The sequence below is a fragment of the Micromonospora sp. WMMD882 genome (genome assembly GCF_027497255.1).
Lineage (GTDB): Bacteria > Actinomycetota > Actinomycetes > Mycobacteriales > Micromonosporaceae > Micromonospora.
This window is the reverse complement of the sequence record NZ_CP114903.1, coordinates 3,914,527-3,934,319: the sequence shown is the minus strand read 5'-3', so window position 1 is coordinate 3,934,319 and position 19,793 is coordinate 3,914,527. Positions and strand designations below refer to the sequence as shown.

Sequence of the window (19,793 nt, the reverse complement as noted above, 5' to 3'; positions counted from 1 at the left end):
TCCACAGGCTGGCGGTGGGCTGTTGAGAAACGACCAGAGGCCGCCGACCATCGGGGGCATGAGTCAGGCGGCAGGCACAGGATCGGCCAGCACGACAGCCACCCGCACGCCAACCGTCAGCGCGGCGGCCGGCACGGCGGCGGTGGCTGGCACGGCGGCGGCGAGCAGGCCGGCGACCAGTGCCGTGGGGAGCAGCGCCACGGCGACGGGCGCTGGTTCGGGTGACCCCGTCGACCTGGGGCCGGTGCTGCGGGCGCTGCGGCGGCAGGCCGATCTGAGCCAGCGCGAGCTGGCCGCCCGGTGCGGGGTGCCGAAGAGCACCGTGGCGCGGATCGAGTCCGGCGTCACCGATCCGGCTTTTCGTACCGTGGAGCGGTTGGTCCGGGCCGCGGGCGGTGAGGTGGCGGTCGGCCTGCCCGACGGCGACGGCGACGGCGGCACCGGCACCGGGCGCCGGCGGGTGGCGTCCGTGGTGGCGGTTCCGCAGGAGGGACTGTTCGACCGGGGAGGCCGCCGCTACCCGGCGCACCTCGACGTCCGTACGGTCCGTACCCCGAAGGACTGGCCGGGGGCGTGGTGGGCGTACTGGTACGACCTGCCCCCGCAGCGGTGGCCGTTGTCGGTGCCGCCGGCCACGTACGAGCTGGACCGGAGTCGGCGCGACCGGCGTCGGTGGGTGGACGGGGTCTGTGCGACGCTGCGTTACCGCCGCGACACCGCGGGCCTGCCGCCGACCTCGTGGCGGTTCGTCGCGGAGCTGCCCGACGGTGGGCTGGTCGGTGAGCTGCGGGCGCACGAGCGCAGTGTGGACCTGCTGCTCGGCTGGGGTGCCGGCGGCGAGCACGAGATCGTGTTGGACGGGGTGCTGGTCCGCCCCGACCTGCGGCACGCCGGGGTGGGGCGTCGGCTGGTGACGCTGCTCGCCGACGAGATGGACCGGGCCGGTGTCACCGACGCGTACGCGGTCGCCGAGTTCGGCGCGGTCGACTTCCTGCGCGCCTGCGGGTTCCGCGTCCAGGCCAGCCGGGTGACGACGCTCACCCTCCAGCGGCCGGCTCCCGGGCCAGGGCTGTCGCTGCCGTGGCGAGGGCGGTGAGGGCCTCCCGCAGTCGCCACGCGCCGCGGTCCCGGGGGCCGATCGGGTTCGAGATCGTCCGCAGCTCGACGAACGGCACACCCGCCTGGGCGGCGGCCACCGCCACGCCGTACCCCTCCATCGCCTCGGCCACCGCGTCCGGGTGCCGGGCGGCGAGCGCCCGGGCGCTGGTGGCGGTGCCGGTCACGGTGCTGACCGTCAGCACCGTGCCGAGGACCGCCCCGGGCAGCGCGGCACGGAACGTGGCGAGCAGCGCCGGATCCGCCTCGACGGCGAGCGCGCCGCCGAGCTGCTCGGAGGTCATGCCCAGCTCGTCGACGGGGATGAACCCGTCCGGCGACTCGGCGCCCAGGTCGGCCGCGAGGCTGCGGGTGGCGAGCACCGTCCCGCCCACCGGCACGCGGTGGGCGAAACCACCGGCCACGCCGGCGCTGACCACCCCCTGGTACGGGCGTCCGGCGGCTTCGGCGAGCGTCAGCAGCCGGGCGGTGGCGGCGCCGGCGACGGCAGGCCCTACGCCGACCGGGACGATCGTGGCGTCCTCCCGGAGCAGCCCGGCGCGCACCGCCTCCGCCTCCGCGGGCACGGCCGTCACCACCAGCAGGCCGGTCACGTCGCCGGCCCCTGCGGCTGCGGCGCGGGCCCGGCCGTCGGCGTCGGGTCGCCGGTCGGCGTCAGATCGGAGGTCGTCGCCAGGTCGGCGGTCGGCGTCGAATCGCCGGTCGGCGTCGGGTCGGCGGCCGGCCGGTCGGTGGCGAGCTCCTCGTCGGCGAGCGGACGCCCGGCCAGTCGTTCCCCGCGTAGCCGGCTGGTGACCAGGATGCCCCGTACGGCGGCGAGCGCGCCGACGCCGGCGGCCACCCCGATGCCGACCCGACCGTCGAACGGTACGAGGCCCAGGCCGCCGCCGGTCACGAAGGCGAGCATCAGCACCGTCTCGGAGCGCGCGAAGGAGCTGGCCCGGAAGCGTTCCGGGATGCGTTCCTGGATCGAGGCGTCCACGGCCAGCTTGGCGATGCCGCTGATCAGCGTGGTCACCAGACACAGCACGGCCACCATCGGCAGCGAGAAGCGGACGGTGGCGAGCACCGCCACGCCGGCCACGATCACCATGCCGCTGGACTGGATCAGCGCCGGATGGTGGATCCGGAGCCGGGTGCCGACGGCGGTGGCGAGGAAGGTGCCCACCGCCAGCGCGCCGCCGACCAGACCGAGGGCCGCCTCGTCGCTGAGTTCCCGGCCGAGGAACGTGGTGGTCAGGTCACCGGCCTTGATCGCGAAGGCGAGGAAGAGCAGCAGGAACCCGTACAGCGCGCGGAGGGTGGCCGCGCCGAGCAGGGTGGCCAGCACCAGCCGTCCGGCCGGTCGCCCCCGGCCCAGCGGCCGTTCGCCGTCCCGCCCGAACGCCCGGCGCAGCGGGCGGGGCACCCGTTCCGGCGGCTCGGAGTCGGCGCGCGGCGGCAGCCGCAGGGCGATCACCATGCCGACCAGGAAGATCACCGACGCGACGCGCAGCGGCCACTGCGGGCCGAACCAGAAGGCAGCCAGCCCGACCGGGGCGAGCAGCGCGCCCGCCACCGTGCCGTAGACGCTGGCCCGCGCGCCCACCTGGGACAGGCCCAGCCCCTCGGGCAGCAGCCGGGGCACCGCCGCCGAGCGGGCCACCCCGTACGCGCGGGAGAGGGCGAGCACCCCGAACGCGGCCGGGTAGAGACCGAAACCGTGGATGTAGTCGGAGATCAACCAGGCCAGGAAGGCCCGCCCGAGCATGGTGGCGGCCAGGGCGTACCGCCGTCCGTGCCGGAAGTGGTCGAGCAGCGGCCCGATCACCGGGGCGAGCATCGCGAACGGCACCATCGTCACCAGCAGGTAGAGCGCCACCTTGCTGCGCGCCTCGCCGAGCGGGACGTTGAAGAAGATCGTCCCGGCCAGCCCGATCGCGATCAGCGTGTCCCCGGCGCAGGAGACGGCGTGCAGGTCGAACAGGCGGACCATGCCGACCTCGCCGCCGGCGCTGCGGGCCCGGACCCGACCGAACCGTCGGCCCACCCAGCGGGCGCCGGTGGCGGTGCCGCGTACGGCGCGCCGGCCCGCGCCCATGCCCGGGTCCCCGGTCGCCCCCTGGTGGGACCGGTCGGAGCGGGAGAGCGGCGACATGTGCACCATCCTCGCCCATCGGTCGGCCCGACGCCCCATCTGTGCCGGGAATGCGGTCCCCCGGGGAGTCCCTGTCGGCGCGTCGCGTGGATGGGGAACAATGGACCGGTGACCAGGCCCGCCTCCGCCCGTGCCGCCCGTCTCGACCAGGTCTGCGCCGCCGCCGTCGAGGTGGCCCGTGCCGGCATCACCGAGGTGGAACCCTCCGATGTCGGTGACCACCTCCAGGTGTCCGCCGAGGGTGACCGGCTGGTCACCCACTACTTCGCGTGCCTCCTGCCGGGCTACCGGGGCTGGCGGTGGGCGGTGACGGTCACCCGGGTTCCGCGCAGCCGTAACGTGACGATCTGCGAGACGGTGCTGCTGCCCGGCCCGGACGCGCTGCTCGCCCCGGGCTGGCTGCCCTGGCAGGAGCGGCTCCAGCCGGGCGATCTCGGCCCCGGTGACCTGCTGCCGACCCCGGCCGACGACGAGCGGCTGGCGCCCGGCTATCTCCTCTCCGACGACCCGGGGGTGGAGGAGACGGCGTGGGAGCTGGGGCTGGGGCGGCCCCGGGTGCTCTCCCGCGAGGGGCGGGCGGACACCGCGCAGCGTTGGTACGACGGTGACCATGGCCCGGCCGCGCCGATCTCGGTCGCCGCGCCGCCGAAGGCCCGCTGCGGCACGTGCGGCTTCTACCTGCCGTTGGCCGGGGCGCTGCGGCAGTCCTTCGGCGCCTGCGGCAACTTCTACGCGCCGGACGACGGCCGGGTGGTGAGCGCCGACCACGGCTGTGGCGCGCACTCGGAGACCCTGACCGGGACGCCCGAGACGACGGTGGACGAGCTGCCCACGGTCTACGATGACAGCGCGGTGGAGGAGCTGCCGGTCAGCCGGCCGGTGGCCGCGGAGGCGGAGACGGCCGAGCCGTCCTGAGTCGTCCGTCGCCGCTACGGCGACGGCGGCGGTTGGCGTCGTGCCGCAGCATCACGGCCAGACCGGGGAAGCCCCACAGGAACCCGGCCAGGCACGTCCACAGCCAGCTCTGGTGGCCGTGCGCGGTCAGCCAGTCGCGGAAGAGCAGCAGCGCCAGCCCGACGACCGCCCAGATCACCATTCCGGCGACGGCGAAGGGCACCATCGGCGGGTCGAGCGGCTCGGGCCGCGGTGACTGCTGTCGGGGCACGCCGGAAGCGTACCGCGGGCGAACTTTCGCTGGTGGCCGGTGATCTGCGACGATGCGCCGGACAACGGAAGATCACATGCGAGGATCCGATGGACACAGCGCCTCCCGGCACCGGCACGCCGGCCGAGCCACCCCGCCCCCGCTCCGGTTTCGACCGGTTCTTCGAGATCACCGCCCGGGGTTCGACGCTGGGCCGCGAGGTGCGCGGAGGACTGGCGACGTTCTTCACGATGGCCTACATCGTGGTGCTCAACCCGCTGATCCTGGGCGGCGCGGTCGACGGGGACGGCCAGCGGCTGGCGCTGCCCGCCCTGGCGGCGGTCACCGCCCTGGTCGCCGGCCTGATGACCATCCTGATGGGCGTGGTGGCCCGCTTCCCGCTGGCGCTGGCCGCCGGCCTCGGCGTCAACGCGCTCGTCGCGTACGAGATCGCCCCGCAGATGACCTGGGCGGACGCGATGGGCCTGGTGGTGATCGAAGGTGTGATCATCGGGGTGCTCGTGCTCACCGGCCTGCGCACGGCGGTGTTCCGCTCGGTCCCGACGCAGTTGAAGACGGCGATCGGGGTCGGTATCGGCCTCTTCCTGACCATCATCGGTCTGGTCGACGCCGGGTTCGTGCGGCGGCTGCCGGACGCGGCGAACACGACCGTCCCGGTCGGGTTGGGCATCGGCGGGAAGCTGGCGAGCTGGCCGATGCTGGTCTTCGTGCTGGGCCTGCTGCTGACCCTGGTGCTGGTGGTCCGCAAGGTCCGGGGCGCGATCCTCATCGGCATCCTGGCCTCGACGGTGCTGGCGATCGTGGTGGAGGCGGTGGCCAACGTCGGCCCGTCGTTCGTGAACGGTCAACCCAACCCGAAGGGCTGGTCGCTGAACGTTCCGGAGCTGCCGCGGAGCGTGGTGGACGTGCCCGACCTGTCCCTGCTCGGCAACTTCAACGTGCTGGGCTCGTGGGGCCGGGCCGGCTGGCTGGTCGTGCTGATGTTCGTCTTCACCCTGCTGATCACGGACTTCTTCGACACGATGGGGACGATGGTCGCGGTCGGCCGGGAGGGCGACATGCTCGACGAGCAGGGCACCCCACCCCGGGCCAAGGAGATCCTGCTGGTCGACTCGATCGCGGCGGCGGCCGGTGGCGCGGCGAGCACGTCGAGCAACACCTCGTTCATCGAGAGCGCCGCAGGTGTCGCCGAGGGTGCCCGTACCGGCGTGGCGAACCTGGTCACCGGCGGGTTGTTCCTGCTGGCGATGTTCCTCGCGCCGCTGGTGGTGATCGTGCCGTTCGAGGCGGCGTCGACGGCGCTGGTGGTGGTCGGGTTCCTGATGATGACCGCGGTGCGGGCCATCGACTGGACCGACTACGAGATCGCCATTCCGGCGTTCCTCACCATCGTGCTGATGCCGTTCACGTACTCGATCTCCAACGGCATCGGCGCGGGTCTGATCACGTACGTGCTGATGAAGGTCGTCCGGGGCAAGGCGCGGGAGGTGCACCCGCTGCTGTACGGGGTGGCCGCCGTCTTCGTGCTGTACTTCCTGCGCGGGCCGATCGAGTCGGTCGTGCTCTGAGGCGCGTGCGCTGAGCCGTGGATCCGGTACGGGGCGCCGCGATGCCCCGTACCGGATCAGGTGAACCCCTGGTGAGGATGCTCATATCGGATGTCGTTAGCCTGGCTCATTAGTTAGGCTGACCAACGTGACGGAGCGGACGGTGACGACGAAGCGCGTGCCGCCGACGCAACTGGCGCAACAGTTGCGTGATGCGCTCACCCGGCTCAACCGGCGGGTCCGCCAGGCCCGCCCGGTCGGCGACCTGACGGTGACCCAGCTCTCCGCCCTGACCAGCCTCCGGCTGGCGGGCGCGCTGACCCCCCGGGAGCTGGCCGAGGTCGAGCGGGTGCAGCCACCGACGATGACCAAGATCGTCGCGAAGTTGGAGGAGCGCGGCCTGGTGGGCCGCACCCCCCATCCGACCGACGGCCGGCAGGTCATCCTGGAGCCCACCGACGGGGGCCGGGCCGTGCTCGACCAGTTCGAGCGGGCCCGGGACGAGTGGCTGGCCGCCCGGCTGGCCGACCTGGACGAGTCCGACCGCGACACACTGCGGCGGGCCGCCGAGATCCTCCAGCGGATCGCCCGCGCCTGACGCCGCCGGGTCCGCGCCGTCCGACCGTGGATGACGCGTACCCGAGGAGGCGCACCGAGCGTGCGGACGAAGCTGAGCACGACGTTCCAGTCCCTGCAGATCCGTAACTACCGGCTCTTCGCGTCCGGTCAGCTCATCAAGCTGATCGGCGTCTGGATGATGTTCATCGCCCAGGACTGGCTCGTCCTCGAACTCTCCGCCGACTCCGCCACCGCGCTGGGCATCGTCACCGCTTGCCAGTTCACCCCGGTCCTGCTGCTCACCCTGTTCGCCGGCCGGCTCGCCGACCGGTACGACAAGCGGCTGCTGCTGTTCGTCGCCAACGCCTTCTGGAGCGTGCTGGCCGTCGGCATGAGCGTGCTGGTGATCACCGGCCTGGTCCAGCTCTGGCACGTCTTCCTCTTCGCCGGCCTGCTCGGGATCGCCAACGCGGTGGAGACCCCGGTCCGGCAGTCGTTCGTCTCCGAGCTGGTCGGCACGCCCCTGCTGCCCAACGCGCTCGCCCTCTCCGCGGCCACCTTCAACAGCGCCCGGATCATCGGCCCCGCCATCGCCGGCCTCGCCATCGCCGCCTTCGACGTCGGCCCGGTGTTCCTGGTCAGCGCGCTCAGCTCACTCGCCCCGCTGGCCAACGTGGTCCGGATGAACCCGGCCGAGCTGCACCGCGAGCCGCTGCCGGCCAAGGGGGACCGGGCCGCGGCCAAGGTGGCGGACGGCCTCCGCTACGTGGCCCGCCGCCCCGACCTGCTGCTGCCGATGGCGCTGATGTCGGTGATCGGGATGAGCCTGTTCAACTTCCAGCTCACCCTGGCCGCCCTGGCCAAGACCGTCTTCGACACCGGCGCCGCGTCCTTCGGCCTGTTCAGCACCGCGCTGGCGGTCGGCTCGCTCGCCGGGGCGTTGGCCGGCAGCGGGCGACGCAGCCGCCCGACGGTCTGGGTGGTGCTCGGCGCGGCCATCGCCTGCTCGGTGTTCGGCACGCTGGTCGGGCTCGCCCCCGCGTACTGGCTGGTCGTGGCGCTGTTGCTGCCGACCGGCTTCTTCGTGGTGTTCTTCGCCCAGGCGTCCAACCAGCGGGTCCAGCTCGGCACCGACGCCGCGTTCCGGGGCCGGGTGATGTCGCTGTGGGTGCTGGTGTTCCTCGGCACCAACCCGATCGGCGCGCCGGTGATCGGCTGGATCGCCGAGACCTTCGGCGCCGGGGCGAGCATCTGGCTCGGCGGTCTGCTCTCCCTCACCGTCGCCGTCGTGGCGTTGGCCTGGCAGCTCCGCCGCTCCGGGGCGCGGATCCGGCTGCGGGTGCTCCCGCTGCCCCGCTTCTACGTCGTTCCGTCCACCGAGGTGTGAGCATTCTTGTCGCAGATTGCCGAACAGGACGCCCCTACCGGCAGGTGACGCCCGGATACCGACATTCGGCTGGCACGGCGGGCCGGCGGGGATTAGCGTCGATACGTGGAAAACGGGGGCGGGCTGCTGGTGGCATTGGCGGCTGTCGTCATGCTGTGCTTCGTGGCGGCCATCGTCCGGTCTCGCCGGCGGCGCAAAGAGGACGTCAGGCGCGAGGACTACGGTAGGCGCGAGGACGACGTCAGGCGCGAGGGTGACGGCGGGCGCGTCGGGCCGGCGGTCGCCGGTTGGCGGGAGCGCCGCCGTCGACGCCGGACCATCGCCCGGCTCGACCGGGCCGTCGGAGCCGACTCGATCGTCCGCGGTATCGACCTCACCGAGTTCGACCGGGACGGTCGGCGACCGCTGGAGGAGATCGCCGCGGACCTGCGGCGGCTCCGCGCGTACCGGGTAGGGCGCGGCGGTCGCCCGATCGTCTGGCCACTGCTGCTGATCGAGGCGTACGACGACCGTCTCCGGCTGGCCTGCCGCTACCTGGGTGTCCCGGAGCACCTGGCCGACCTCGACGGCGTCGACCGTGAGATCGAGCGGGTCCGGGTCGAAGGTGAGCTGCACGCCGCCGGGCTGCCCCTGCCCGCCGCCGTCGCCGAGCACCGGCAACGGCACCACTGAGCAGCGGGCCCGCCGTGCGGCTCTTCGTGGCCGTCGACCCGCCCCCGGAGGCGGTGGCCGACCTCGCCGCCCAGATCGCCCGACTACGGATCGGAGCCGCCGCCGCGGCGGGCGTCAACGTCCGGCTGGCCGACCCGGCGAACGCGCACGTCACGCTCGCCTTCCTCGGTGAGGTGCCGGCCGACCGGCTGCCGGCCGTACGGAACGCCGTCGGGCTGGCGGCGTGCCGCTGCCGGGGCCCGGCGCCACCGCGACTGCGGCTCGGTCGGGGCGGGCGGTTCGGGCGGGGCCGCGCCACGGTGCTCTGGGTGGACGTGCTCGGCGAGGTCGAGCCGCTGCACACGCTCGCCGGTCAACTCCGTGAGCTGCTGCGGGACGCCGGGCTCCCGTACGACGAGCGTCCCTTCCGTCCACATCTGACCATCGCCCGCCCCGGGGACCGGATCGACGTCGAACCGGACCGGCTCACCCTGGACGGCTACCTGGGCCCGGTCTGGCCGGCGACCGAGTTGGCGCTGGTCCGCAGCCACCTCGGGCCGGCACGGCGGTACGAGCGCCTCGCCACCTGGCCGCTCTGACCGCGCCGGCCGCTACGCGCGTCTCTGACCGTGCCGCCCGCAGGCGGGCCCCGGATCCGGTGGGGGCGAGCGGGTCGGTCGGCGCGGCGGAGGGGGGCAGGGCGAGAGAACCTGTCGAGCTGCCCCGGGTGTGGGGCAGCGACAGGCGAGGGTCCGGTGGGCTCTGCCCGCGCAGACGGGGCAGCTCGACAGGCGTCGAGGGGAACCACCTACAGGAGGGCCGGGGAGGCGGGCCCGGCAGCAGTGGTCCGCCGGGGTGACCGGCTGGCCGGGTCCGCCTCCTGACCGGGCCCGGCGGTCACCAGGCCCACGCCTCCGGGGCCGGTCCACCGCTGCCCACCGGCGGGAACAGCTCGTCGAGGCGCTCGGTGGTGGCCTCGTCGAGGCGTACGGCCAGCGCCCCGAGGGAACTGTCGAGCTGCTCCACGGTGCGTGGGCCGATGATCGGCGCGGTCACCCCCGGCTGGGCGAGCAGCCAGCCCAGGGCCACGTCGGCCGGGTCGTGACCGAGCTCGGCGCAGAGCTTCTCGTACGCCTCGATGGTGGCCCGGTGCTCGTCGAGCGCGTCGCCCGCCCGGCCGGCCGTGCCGCGTACCGCGCCGCCGGAGGCCATCTTGCGCAGCACCCCGGCGAGCAGCCCGCCGTGCAGCGGCGACCAGGGGATGACGCCCAGGCCGAGGTGCTGGGCGGCCGGGAGCACCTCAAGCTCGGCGTACCGGGTCATCAGGTTGTAGATGCACTGCTCGGAGACCAAGCCGAGGAAGTTGCGCCGACCGGCGGCCTCCTGCGCGACGGCCAGGTGCCAGCCGGCGAAGTTGGACGAGCCGACGTAGAGCACCTTGCCCTGGGCGACCAGCGTCTCCATCGCCTGCCAGATCTCCTCCCACGGGGTGCTCCGGGAGATGTGGTGCATCTGGTACAGGTCGATGGTGTCCGTCTGGAGCCGACGCAGCGAGTCCTCACAGGCCCGGACGATGTGTCGGGCGGAAAGCCCCTGGTCGTTCGGCCAGTCGCTCATCTTGCCGTAGACCTTCGTGGCCAGTACGACCTTCTCCCGCCGCCCGCCGCCCTGGGCGAGCCACCGGCCGATGATCTGCTCGGTGACGCCCTCGCCGGTCTGCCAGCCGTACACGTTGGCGGTGTCGAAGAAGTTCAGGCCGTGCTCCAGCGCCCGGTCCATGATCGCGTAGCTGTCCGGCTCGTTGGTCTGCGGGCCGAAGTTCATGGTGCCGAGGCAGAGCCGGCTGACCGAGAGGCCGGTCCGGCCGAGGTTGGTGTACTCCATGCCACTCACCCTGCCACGACCCGGATCTGCCCGCCGGCCGGGCGGGGGCAGGGGTCAGGAGGACTCGCGGGCCGCGGGGCCGGAGCCGAAGAGGACGTCGTCCCAGCTCGGCAGCCGCTTGCGGGGCTTGCCCGCGGGGTCGGTGGCGGCCTCGGCGGCGGGCGCCGTGCTGGTGCGGCGGGGCCGCAGCACCGCCAACGAGGGAACGGCCGGCACTTCCTTCGGCGCGTCGGAGTCGTCGTCGAACGCCGACCCCTGGCCGCCACCGAGCAGGGCCGCCGCGCCACCGCTGACCGCCCGCTGCCGGGGGGTCTCCCCGTCGCCGAGGGCGGCGGCCGGGTTGCGTGGCTCCAGACCCCGGCCGGACGTCGAGCCGAGCGGCCGGTCCAGGGAGGCGAGCAGGGCGTCCCGCCCGGCGCGGATCGGGTCCCGACCGGGCCGGGCCCGCTCGGCGGGAGTGGGCAGGCCGTGGCCGCCCCGACCGGGCTCGCCGCGGGACGGGCCGGGCAGCGCGTGGCCGCCCCGCTCCGGCGCGGGCTCCTGGCCGAGGATCGGGGTGGGCCGCTCGGCGCAGAGGTACTGCGCCATGTCGTCGTGCGGGGCGACGTTCTGCCGGGTCTTGTCGAGATCCCAGACCGCCTGGGCGGTGGCCTTGCCGGACGGCCAGGTGGCGATGATCCGCCAGGTGCCGTCGTCGCGCCGGTACGCGTCCCAGGAGATCTTCTCGGTGTCGATGCCGTGCTGGGCCAGCCGGCCGTTGACCACCTCGGCCAGCGGGGTCGGCTTCTCGGCGCCCTTCAGCCGGGTGCGCCGGGCGTGCTGGGCGAGCATGGCCCGCTCCTGGAGCACCGGGCCGGCGTAGCGCAGCACCCGGTCGACCGGGACACCGGCGATCCGGGCGACGTCCTCGGCGGACTCACCGGAACGGATCTTGGCCTGGATGTCCCGCGGGGAGAGCGAGGGGATCGGGTCCGGCGGACGCTCGGTGGCCACGGCCAACGGCGGAGGCGCGCCGGGCTCCGTGTGGAGCACGGTGGCGATGCGCTCGTCGATCGGCAGGGCGAGCAGCCGCCCGACCTCGTCGGCGAGCACCAGGGCCTGGCCGTCCTCGGAGAGGGCGACGAAGCGTACTGGGCGCATTGCGTTGCCTCCGTCCCGCTTCGCTGGCCGCACGCCACGGGTCGGCCGCCCGGGCGTCTGGTCAACACGGTACGCCCATCGGGCTCCCGGTGGGAGGAGCCACGCCCGCAAGTTGCGGTTGAGCAGGTCAAGGATCACAGTCGAGGGGACGCCGCCGGACGGCGACGCCCCTCCCACCATAACGGTCAGAGCCGCTCGACGACGTAGTCGATCGAGGCGGTCAGCGCCTCCACGTCGGCCGGCTCCACGGCCGGGAACAGCGCCACCCGGAGCTGGTTGCGGCCGAGCTTGCGGTACGGCTCGGTGTCGACCACGCCGTTGGCCCGCAACACCTTGGCGATCGCCGAGGCGTCCACCCCGTCGGCGAAGTCGATCGTGGCGACCACGTTGGAGCGCAGCGCCGGGTCGGTGACGAACGGGGTGGCCACGGCGGAACGCTCGGCCCAGCCGTACACGGCGCCGGCGCTCTCGGCCGTGCGCTTGGTCGCCCAGGCCAGCCCGCCCTGGCTGTTCATCCAGTCGGTCTGCTCGGCGGCCAGGAAGATGGTGGCCAGCGCCGGGGTGTTGTAGGTCTGCTCCAGCCGCGAGTTGTCGATCGCGGTGACCAGGTCGAGGAAGGCCGGGACGTACCGGCCCGACGCCTTGATCTCGGTGGCCCGCTCCAGGGCGGCCGGCGACATCAGCGCGATCCACAGCCCGCCGTCGGAGCCGAAGCACTTCTGCGGGGCGAAGTAGTAGACGTCGGTGTCGCCGACGTTGACCTCCAGGCCGCCCGCGCCGGAGGTGGCGTCGACGAGCAGCAGCGAGCCCGGGTCGGCGTCGGCGACCCGGCGGATCGGCACCGCCACGCCGGTGGAGGTCTCGTTGTGCGGGGTGGCGTAGACGTCCACCCCGGCCTCGGCGACCAGCGACGGGGCGCTGCCCGGGTCGGCCTTGCGCACGGTGGGCTCGCCGAGGAACGGCGCGTCCCTGACCGACTTGGCGAACTTCGCCCCGAACTCGCCGAAGCTGGCGAACTGGGCCCGGTCACGGACCAGACCGAAGGCGGCGACCTCCCAGAACGCGGTGGTGCCCCCGTTGCCGATCACGACCTCGTAGCCCTCGGGGAGGGAGAAGAACTCCGCGAGGCCCCGGCGCAGCCGGGCGACCTGGTCCCGGACCGTCTTCTGCCGGTGCGAGGTGCCGAGGTAGCTGGTCGCGACGTCGGCGAGCGCGGAGACGGCCGCGGGACGGACCTTGGACGGCCCACAGCCGAACCGGCCGTCGGCGGGCTTGATCTCGTCGGGAATCCGGATGGTCGAAACATCAGCCACGGTGATCAGGCTTCCTTACTGTGGGCCACTTGACCGGGTGGTGGTGCGGTACGCCGGCGGCGCTGCCGAGGCCCCCATCCTCCCATCCACGCCCGCGTGGCACCCCGTCGGCCACTCACCGCATGGTGAGGCGCTGACCACATCCGCGCCCCACCATGCGACGACCGGCCCCGGGCTCAGACCTCGTGCGGTACGGCGTTCCAGCCCTCGACGTCCTGCGGCTTGCGCGGGCCCTCCCCGACGTAGCGGGCGGACGGGCGGACCAACCGGTTGAGCCGCTTCTGCTCCAGGATGTGCGCGCTCCAGCCGCCCATCCGGGCGCAGGTGAACATCGAGGTGAACATGTGCGCCGGCACCTCGGCGAAGTCCAGCACCACGGCCGACCAGAACTCGACGTTGGTGGCGAGGACGCGGTCCGGGCGACGGGCCTGGAGCTCGGCCAGCGCGGCCTTCTCCAGCGCCTCGGCCACCTCGAAGCGGGGCGCGCCCAGCTCACGGGCCGTCCGGCGGAGCACCCGGGCGCGCGGGTCCTCGGCGCGGTAGACCCGGTGGCCGAAGCCCATCAGCCGCTCGCCCCGGTCCAGCACGCCCTTGACGTACCCCTCGGCGTCGCCGCTGCGCTCGACGGCCTCCAGCATGCTGAGCACCCGTGACGGGGCGCCACCGTGCAGCGGCCCGGAGAGCGCGCCGATGCCGGAGGAGATGCAGGCCGCGGCGTCGGCGCCGGTGGAGGCGACGATCCGGGCGGTGAAGGTGGAGGCGTTCATGCCGTGCTCGGCGGCCGAGATGAAGTACGCGTCGACGGCCTTGACGTGCCGCGGGTCGGGCTCACCGCGCCAGCGCTTCATGAACCGCTCGACGACCGTGGACGCCTTGTCGATCTCCTTCTGCGGTACGGCCGGCAGGCCGAGCCCCCGGGCCGACTGGGCGACGAAGGAGAGCGCGGTGACCGAGACCCGGGCGAGGTCCTCGCGGGCCTGCTCGTCGGAGATGTCGAGCAACTGGCTGAGCCCCCAGTACGGGGCGAGCATCGCCACCGCGGACTGCACGTCCACCCGGATGTCACCGGAGTGCACCGGCACCGGGAACGGCTCGGCCGGCGGCAGGCCCGGGCCGAACCGCCCGTCGACCAGCAGCGCCCAGACGTTGCCGAAGGAGACCTGACCGATGAGGTCCTCGATGTCGACCCCGCGGTAGCGCAGCGCCCCGCCCTCACGGTCGGGTTCGGCGATCTTGGTCTCGAACGCCACGACACCTTCGAGCCCGGGTTTGAAATCGGCCATGTCGTCTCCTGGATCTGCTCGGTGCGCCCGCCCGGGGCTCTATCCGGCCGGCCGGCCGAGCGCCTTAGGCGACCCTCAGGGATGTGTTCGGAACATCTTGCCTGGTGGGTAACGAGGTTTGCGACCCGCAACCACTGTGCTACAGACGACATCCCGGCAGGCGATCGTCGGCAACATCGTCGTGACACTGTGCAGAAGTCGCTGGTCAGCGCGGTACGACACGGTATCGGCCGGCAACGAGGAGGAGAACGTGACGGGAGACACAGTGGTCCCGGCTCGCCTGCGTACCGAGTACGCCGAGGAGAAAGGGCTTTCCCCCGCCGATCTGGCAGCCGACTGGCACACCCAGTTCGACCGCTGGTTCACCGCCGCCGTGACACACGGCCTGCCCGAGCCGAACGCGATGGTGGTCGGCACCGCCGACGCCGCCGGCCGACCGAGCGGCCGGACCGTGCTGCTCAAGGCGTACGACCCGGAGGGTTTCGTCTTCTTCACCAACCACACCTCGCGCAAGGGCGTCGAACTGGCCGCCAACCCGTACGCCAGCCTGGTCTTCCCATGGTTCGCCATGCACCGTCAGGTCACCGTCACCGGACGGGTGACCCGGGTGGACCGGGCCGAGACCGAGGCGTACTTCGCCAGCCGGCCGCGCGGCTCCCAACTCGGCGCGTGGGCCAGCCCGCAGTCCCAGGTCATCCCCGACCGGGCGACGCTGGAGGCGAGCCGGCAGGCGATGGTGGACCGCTTCGCCGACATCGACCCGATTCCCGCCCCGCCGCACTGGGGCGGGCTGCGGGTGCTCCCCGACACCGTCGAGTTCTGGCAGGGCCGGGCGAGCCGGCTGCACGACCGGTTCCGGTTCCGCCGTACCGACGCCGACGGCTGGGTCGTCGAGCGGCTCGCCCCGTGACCAGACCGGCCCCGGCCGGGTCGCGCGCCCCGCGCGGCCCGGCCGCCGACCGTCGCTGGGCGATCGACCTGCGACCGCTGCGGGTGCCGGCGTACCGGCGGCTCTGGACCGGCAACAGCGTGGCGATGTTCGGCTTCCAGTTCACCGCCGTGGCCGTGCCGGTCGAGATGTACGCGCTGACCCGCGACTCGTTCTGGGTCGGCCTGATCGGGGTGGCCGCGTTCCTTCCGCTGCTGGTCTTCGGGCTGTGGGGCGGGGTGATCGCGGACGCCCGGGACCGCCGCTCGGTGCTGCTGGCCGGGTCGCTGCTGCTCTGGGCGGCCACCCTGGGTCTGCTGGCGCAGGCGCTGCTCGGCGCGCGCAGCCCGGCGCTGCTGCTGGCCCTGGTCGCGGTGCAGTCGGTCGCGTTCGCGATCACCGCGCCGGCCCGGGGCGCCATGCTGCCCCGGCTGGTCCCGCTGGACCTGGTGCCCGCGGCCAGCACGCTCAACTTCACCACCAGCACCGCCGCCACCGTGGCCGGGCCGACCGTCGCCGGGGTGATCTTCGGGATCTGGGGCACCGACACCGGCCTGCCGATCGCGTACGCGGCGGACGCCGTCCTGGTCACCGCGCTGATCTGGGCGGCGCGGGGCCTGCCGGCGCTGCCGCCCGAGCCGGACCCGGACGGCGCCCCCCGCCGGCGGGGTCTGGCCAGCGTGGTCGACGGGTTCCGCTACCTGGCCACCACCCCGGTGCTGCTGCTCTCCTTCGCCATCGACCTGATCGCGATGATCCTCGCCATGCCCCGGGCGCTCTTCCCGGAGGTCGCCGAGGAACGCTTCGGCGGCGGCGCGGCGGTCGGCCTGCTGTTCAGCGCGATCGCGGTCGGCTCGCTGCTCGGCGGGCTGACCTCCGGCTGGATCGGCCGGCTCCAGCGGCAGGGGCTGGCGCTGGTCGCCGCGGTGGTGGGCTGGGGGGTGGCGGTCGCCCTGGCCGGGCTCGCCGGGCACCTCTGGCTGGCCGTCGGGCTGCTCGCCGTGGCCGGCGCGGCCGACCTGGTCAGTTCGGTGCTGCGGCAGTCGATTCTGCTGGTGTACGCCCCGGACCGGATGCGCGGCCGACTCCAGGGGGTGAACACCGTGGTGGTGGCCGGTGGGCCGCGCCTGGGCGACCTGCGGGCCGGCGCGATGGCCGCCGGGCTGGGCAGCGGGGTCGCCTGGGTGGGCGGCGGCCTCGCCGCGGCGGCGCTGGCGTTGCTGCTCACGGCGGCCTTCCCCGCCCTGGCCCGCTACCGCCGGCCGGCGTCCCGCCCGGAGGACGGTTCGTGAGGCGGCCCGGCGCGACCCGGGGTGGAGGCACTAGGGTCGCCGACATGCAGAGCACCGAGCCGCGCCCACCCTCGGGTGCACAGTGGAGTATTTCCGCCGCCGGTCACGAGGCCGTCGTCGTCGAGGTGGGAGGCGGGCTGCGGGCGTACCGGCACGACGGCGTCGACTACCTCGACGGCTACGCCGCCGACGAGATCTGCCCCGGCGGCACCGGCCAGGTGCTCGCCCCCTGGCCCAACCGCATCCGCGACGGCGAGTACTCCTTCGGCGGCCGGTCGTTCGCCCTGCCGCTGACCGAGCCGGCCCGGCACGTCGCCCTGCACGGCCTGGTCAACTGGGTGCCGTGGCGGCTCGTCGAGCAGACCGACGACGCGGTGGTCGTCGGGTACGACCTGCCGCCGCACCCGGCGTACCCGTGGGCGTTGGGGTTGCGGACCCGGTGGAGCGTCGGACCGGACGGCCTGCGCGCCGACCACGAGGTCGTCAACCGCTCCGCCGAGCCGGCCCCGTTCGGCTTCTCCGTGCACCCGTACCTGCAACTGCCCGGGGTGGCCGTGGACGACCTGGTGATGCGGGTGCCGGGGCGGACCCGGCTGGTGGTGGACGCCCGGCTGCTGCCGATGGGCGCGACCCGGGTCGCCGGCACCAAGTACGACTGGACGGAGCCGCGCCCGATCGGCGACGCGGTGCTCGACAACACCTGGGGCGACGTGATCCGGGACGACGCCGGCGGCGGCTCGGCGGTCACCCTGGCCGCGCCGGACGACTCGGCGTCGGTCCGGCTCTGGGCGGACCCGCAGTTCGGCTGGTGGCAGGTCTTCACCGGGGACGCGCTCACCGGCGAGCGGCACCGCCGGTCGGTGGCGGTCGAGCCGATGACCTGCCCGCCGGACGCCTTCCGGTCCGGCCGGGACCTGATCACGCTGGCCCCGGGGGAGACCTGGCGGGGCGTCTGGGGTATCCGGCCGGGGGCCTGAGCGGAGGCGGCATGGAGTTCAGGGACGTGGTCCGGCGACGCCGGATGGTGCGCAACTACGACCCGGACCGTCCCGTCCCGCCCGACGTGGTGGACCGGCTGCTCGACCACGCGGTCCGCGCGCCGTCGGCCGGCTTCGCCCAGGGCTGGGGGTTCCTGGTGCTGGACGAGCCGGCCGACCGGGACCGGTTCTGGGCGGCGGCCACCCCGGAACGCGGCGGCCGGAGCCGCTGGCTGGAGGGCATGCGCCGGGCGCCGCTGATCGTGGTGCCGCACGCCGACCGCAGCGCCTACCTGGACCGGTACGCCGAGCCGGACAAGGGCTGGACGGACCGGGACGAGGAGCGCTGGCCGGTGCCGTACTGGCACGTCGACGCCGGGTTCGCGGCGCTGCTGATGCTGCTCACCGCCGTCGACGAGGAGCTGGGGGCGTGCTTCTTCGGCATTCCGCCGGAGCGGACGGCGGCGTACCGGACGGCGTTCGACGTGCCGGCCGGATTCGTCCCGGTCGGCGCGCTCACCGTCGGCTACCGGGCGCCCGACCACCGGTCACCGTCACTGCGGCGGGGTCGTCGTCCGGTGGCCGAGGTCGCGCACCGGGGGCGGTGGGGCAGGCCGCTGCGCCCCGAGTAGCGAAACTGACAAGAGGGAGCAAAATGCGAAGTGACGGGGGCAGCTAGGCTGGCAAGGTCATCGAATGCCGCCGGGTCGCGGTGTCACGCCACGGCCCTTCGGCTGGCGGGCACCTGCCGGCTCGGCGCTGGGGAGGGGAGCGTGGTGCCGTCGTGATCTTCAGAGCGGTCCGGGACGGGCGTCCCTACCCGGAGCACAACCTGACGCTCAAGCAGTGGGCCGAGATCCCGCCGCGCCCGCTCCGTCTCGACCAGCTCATCACCACCAAACGGGAGTTGGCGCTGGACAAGCTCCTCGCCGAGGACTCCACCTTCTACGGTGACCTCTTCCCGCACGTGGTGCAGTGGAGCGGCGGCCTCTACCTGGAGGACGGGCTGCACCGGGCGCTGCGCGCCGCGCTCCAGCAGCGTAACCAGATCCACGCCCGGGTCTTCGTGTTCGGCGAATGACCGTGCCCACCATCGACCTGCTCGACCTGGACTCCACGCTCGACGAGGAGGAACGGCAGATCCGCGCCGTCGTGCGCCGGGTGGTCGACGAGCGGGTCCGCCCGTACGTCGCCGACTGGTACGAGCGCGGCGCGGCGCCCGTCCGCGAGCTGGCCCGGGAGTTCGGCCGACTCGGCCTGCTCGGCATGCACCTGACCGGGTACGGCTGCGCCGGCTCGTCCGCCGTCGCGTACGGGCTGGCCTGCCTGGAGCTGGAGGCCGGTGACTCGGGGGCGCGCTCGCTGGTCTCGGTGCAGGGCTCGCTGGCCATGTACGCGATCCGGCGGTACGGCAGCGAGGAGCAGAAGCAGCGCTGGCTGCCCGGCATGGCCACCGGCGAGCTGATCGGCTGCTTCGGGCTGACCGAGCCGGACCACGGCTCCGACCCCGCGTCGATGGCCACCCGGGCCCGCCGCGACGGCGGCGACTGGATCCTGCACGGCGGCAAGACGTGGATCACCAACGCGCCGGTCGCCGACGTCGGAGTGATCTGGGCGCGCGCCGACGACGGGGTGCGCGGGTTCGCCGTACCGCTGGACACGCCGGGGGTGTCGGTGCGGGAGATCCGGCGCAAGATGTCGCTGCGCGCGTCCGTCACCGGGGAGATCACGCTGGACGAGGTCCGGCTCCCGGCGGACGCGCTGCTGCCCGGTGCGGCCGGGTTGAAGGCCCCGCTGAGCTGCCTGACCGAGGCCCGGCACGGCATCGTCTGGGGCGCGCTGGGCGCGGCCCGCGACTGCCTGGAGACCACCCTCACGTACGCGGCCACCCGCACCCAGTTCGGTCGGCCGCTCGCCGGTTTCCAGCTCACCCAGGCCAAGCTCGCCGACATGGCGGTGGAGTGGCAGAAGGGCTACCTGCTGGCCCTGCACCTGGGCCGGCTGGCGGACGCGGGGCGGCTGCGTCCGGAGCAGGTCAGCGTGGGCAAGCTGAACAACGTGCGGGAGGCCCTGGCGATCGCCCGCCAGTGCCGGACGATCCTCGGCGCGAACGGCGTCTCCGGCGAGTACCCGGTCATGCGGCACGGCGACAACCTGGAGAGCGTGCTGACCTACGAGGGCACCTCGGAGATCCACCAGCTCGTGATCGGCCAGAAGCTCACCGGCCTCTCCGCCTTCTCCTGACCCCACCGCCGCGCCCCCGCGCCGCGCCGCCGGCCCGCGCCGCCGGCCCGCGCCGCCGTTTTCGTGAAACGGGGTGGTCAGCCGGGCGGGACGCCCCGTTTTCGGGGATTTCGCACGTCGATCACGGGCCGGGGGCGTTGCTCGACGGGCGGGTGTCGGACCGGGGACGTA

At 73.9% G+C, this 19,793-nt stretch carries 21 protein-coding genes; 13 read left to right on the top strand and 8 right to left on the bottom strand.

Features of this window, described 5'->3' with window-relative positions:
* Positions 1–63: 63 nt before the first annotated feature.
* Complete coding sequence (locus O7606_RS16460) at positions 64–201, bottom strand: hypothetical protein (RefSeq protein ID WP_281594915.1); 138 nt, start codon at positions 199–201, stop codon at positions 64–66.
* On the opposite strand from O7606_RS16460, the gene O7606_RS16455 reads away from it, so the two are divergent.
* Positions 185–1,096 carry a GNAT family N-acetyltransferase gene (locus O7606_RS16455; RefSeq protein ID WP_281594914.1) on the top strand — a complete coding sequence of 304 codons (912 nt, stop codon included), beginning with the start codon at positions 185–187 and terminating at the stop codon, positions 1,094–1,096. The two genes, O7606_RS16460 and O7606_RS16455, sit on opposite strands and share 17 nt — an antisense overlap.
* On the opposite strand, the gene O7606_RS16450 is transcribed toward O7606_RS16455, so the two are convergent.
* Together O7606_RS16450 and O7606_RS16445 are read right to left on the bottom strand one after the other, a co-directional pair.
* On the bottom strand, positions 1,038–1,709 hold the full coding sequence (locus O7606_RS16450) for a futalosine hydrolase (protein ID WP_281594913.1): 672 nt from the start codon (positions 1,707–1,709) through the stop codon (positions 1,038–1,040). The genes O7606_RS16455 and O7606_RS16450 overlap by 59 nt on opposite strands.
* Positions 1,706–3,253, bottom strand: coding sequence for an MFS transporter (locus O7606_RS16445; RefSeq protein ID WP_281594911.1), 1,548 nt, complete (start codon positions 3,251–3,253; stop codon positions 1,706–1,708). The genes O7606_RS16450 and O7606_RS16445 overlap by 4 nt, the downstream gene beginning before the upstream one ends.
* Before the next feature lie 90 nt (positions 3,254–3,343).
* Here O7606_RS16445 and O7606_RS16440 point away from each other — a divergent pair, with 90 nt between their 5' ends.
* Positions 3,344–4,168: a DUF3027 domain-containing protein gene (locus tag O7606_RS16440; protein WP_281594910.1), complete on the top strand. Its 825-nt coding sequence runs from the start codon at positions 3,344–3,346 to the stop codon at positions 4,166–4,168.
* On the opposite strand, the gene O7606_RS16435 is transcribed toward O7606_RS16440, so the two are convergent.
* A complete protein-coding gene (locus tag O7606_RS16435) occupies positions 4,122–4,418 on the bottom strand; it encodes a DUF2530 domain-containing protein (protein WP_281594909.1) in 297 nt (98 codons plus the stop codon). The two genes, O7606_RS16440 and O7606_RS16435, sit on opposite strands and share 47 nt — an antisense overlap.
* A gap of 89 nt (positions 4,419–4,507) precedes the next feature.
* On the opposite strand from O7606_RS16435, the gene O7606_RS16430 reads away from it, so the two are divergent.
* The 5 genes from O7606_RS16430 to thpR all read left to right on the top strand — a co-directional run bounded on the left by O7606_RS16430 (position 4,508) and on the right by thpR (position 9,160).
* Complete coding sequence (locus tag O7606_RS16430) at positions 4,508–5,986, top strand: NCS2 family permease (protein WP_281594908.1); 1,479 nt, start codon at positions 4,508–4,510, stop codon at positions 5,984–5,986.
* Between the two features lie 127 nt (positions 5,987–6,113).
* The gene (locus O7606_RS16425) at positions 6,114–6,563 is read left to right on the top strand and encodes a MarR family transcriptional regulator (RefSeq protein ID WP_281594907.1); all 450 of its coding nucleotides are present in this window, start codon (positions 6,114–6,116) and stop codon (positions 6,561–6,563) included.
* Positions 6,564–6,623: 60 nt separating this feature from the next.
* Positions 6,624–7,910 carry an MFS transporter gene (locus O7606_RS16420; protein ID WP_281594906.1) on the top strand — a complete coding sequence of 429 codons (1,287 nt, stop codon included), beginning with the start codon at positions 6,624–6,626 and terminating at the stop codon, positions 7,908–7,910.
* A 105-nt stretch (positions 7,911–8,015) separates the two neighbouring features.
* Positions 8,016–8,582, top strand: coding sequence for a hypothetical protein (locus O7606_RS16415; protein ID WP_281594905.1), 567 nt, complete (start codon positions 8,016–8,018; stop codon positions 8,580–8,582).
* A 14-nt stretch (positions 8,583–8,596) separates the two neighbouring features.
* A complete protein-coding gene (gene thpR / locus O7606_RS16410) occupies positions 8,597–9,160 on the top strand; it encodes an RNA 2',3'-cyclic phosphodiesterase (RefSeq protein WP_281594904.1) in 564 nt (187 codons plus the stop codon).
* A gap of 298 nt (positions 9,161–9,458) precedes the next feature.
* Here thpR and O7606_RS16405 read toward each other — a convergent pair whose 3' ends face one another.
* From O7606_RS16405 to O7606_RS16390, 4 genes are all read right to left on the bottom strand, one after another.
* Positions 9,459–10,445 (bottom strand): aldo/keto reductase, encoded by a 987-nt coding sequence (locus tag O7606_RS16405; RefSeq protein WP_281594903.1) that lies wholly within the window; start codon positions 10,443–10,445, stop codon positions 9,459–9,461.
* Positions 10,446–10,499: 54 nt separating this feature from the next.
* Positions 10,500–11,585: a septation protein SepH gene (gene sepH, locus O7606_RS16400; protein WP_281594902.1), complete on the bottom strand. Its 1,086-nt coding sequence runs from the start codon at positions 11,583–11,585 to the stop codon at positions 10,500–10,502.
* Between the two features lie 185 nt (positions 11,586–11,770).
* The gene (gene serC, locus O7606_RS16395; RefSeq protein WP_281594901.1) at positions 11,771–12,898 is read right to left on the bottom strand and encodes a phosphoserine transaminase; all 1,128 of its coding nucleotides are present in this window, start codon (positions 12,896–12,898) and stop codon (positions 11,771–11,773) included.
* 176 nt (positions 12,899–13,074) lie between these two features.
* Positions 13,075–14,181, bottom strand: coding sequence for a citrate synthase 2 (locus O7606_RS16390; protein ID WP_281594900.1), 1,107 nt, complete (start codon positions 14,179–14,181; stop codon positions 13,075–13,077).
* 250 nt (positions 14,182–14,431) lie between these two features.
* Here O7606_RS16390 and pdxH point away from each other — a divergent pair, with 250 nt between their 5' ends.
* The 6 genes from pdxH (at position 14,432) to O7606_RS16360 (ending at position 19,622) form a co-directional block, all read left to right on the top strand.
* Positions 14,432–15,091, top strand: coding sequence for a pyridoxamine 5'-phosphate oxidase (gene pdxH / locus O7606_RS16385; protein WP_281594899.1), 660 nt, complete (start codon positions 14,432–14,434; stop codon positions 15,089–15,091).
* A complete protein-coding gene (locus O7606_RS16380; RefSeq protein WP_281594898.1) occupies positions 15,088–16,401 on the top strand; it encodes an MFS transporter in 1,314 nt (437 codons plus the stop codon). Before pdxH ends, O7606_RS16380 begins: the two co-directional genes overlap by 4 nt.
* Before the next feature lie 44 nt (positions 16,402–16,445).
* On the top strand, positions 16,446–17,378 hold the full coding sequence (locus O7606_RS16375; protein WP_281594897.1) for an aldose 1-epimerase family protein: 933 nt from the start codon (positions 16,446–16,448) through the stop codon (positions 17,376–17,378).
* 11 nt (positions 17,379–17,389) lie between these two features.
* Entirely contained in the window at positions 17,390–18,010 is a 621-nt protein-coding gene (locus O7606_RS16370; protein ID WP_281594896.1) for a nitroreductase family protein, read from the top strand.
* 152 nt (positions 18,011–18,162) lie between these two features.
* Positions 18,163–18,459, top strand: coding sequence for a type II toxin-antitoxin system VapB family antitoxin (locus O7606_RS16365; protein WP_281594895.1), 297 nt, complete (start codon positions 18,163–18,165; stop codon positions 18,457–18,459).
* A gap of 2 nt (positions 18,460–18,461) precedes the next feature.
* Positions 18,462–19,622 (top strand): acyl-CoA dehydrogenase family protein, encoded by a 1,161-nt coding sequence (locus O7606_RS16360; protein WP_281599711.1) that lies wholly within the window; start codon positions 18,462–18,464, stop codon positions 19,620–19,622.
* The last annotated feature ends 171 nt before the right edge of the window (positions 19,623–19,793 follow it).

What these genes read in the sequence shown, in the direction of transcription:
- O7606_RS16445 (WP_281594911.1), bottom strand. Translation starts at nt 3,253, where the DNA reads ATGTCGCCGCTCTCCCGCTCCGACCGGTCCCACCAGGGGGCGACCGGG.
- O7606_RS16440 (WP_281594910.1), top strand. Translation starts at nt 3,344, where the DNA reads ATGGGGAACAATGGACCGGTGACCAGGCCCGCCTCCGCCCGTGCCGCC.
- O7606_RS16430 (WP_281594908.1), top strand. Translation starts at nt 4,508, where the DNA reads ATGGACACAGCGCCTCCCGGCACCGGCACGCCGGCCGAGCCACCCCGC.
- O7606_RS16405 (WP_281594903.1), bottom strand. Translation starts at nt 10,445, where the DNA reads ATGGAGTACACCAACCTCGGCCGGACCGGCCTCTCGGTCAGCCGGCTC.
- sepH (WP_281594902.1), bottom strand. Translation starts at nt 11,585, where the DNA reads ATGCGCCCAGTACGCTTCGTCGCCCTCTCCGAGGACGGCCAGGCCCTG.
- O7606_RS16390 (WP_281594900.1), bottom strand. Translation starts at nt 14,181, where the DNA reads ATGGCCGATTTCAAACCCGGGCTCGAAGGTGTCGTGGCGTTCGAGACC.
- O7606_RS16375 (WP_281594897.1), top strand. Translation starts at nt 16,446, where the DNA reads ATGCAGAGCACCGAGCCGCGCCCACCCTCGGGTGCACAGTGGAGTATT.
- O7606_RS16370 (WP_281594896.1), top strand. Translation starts at nt 17,390, where the DNA reads ATGGAGTTCAGGGACGTGGTCCGGCGACGCCGGATGGTGCGCAACTAC.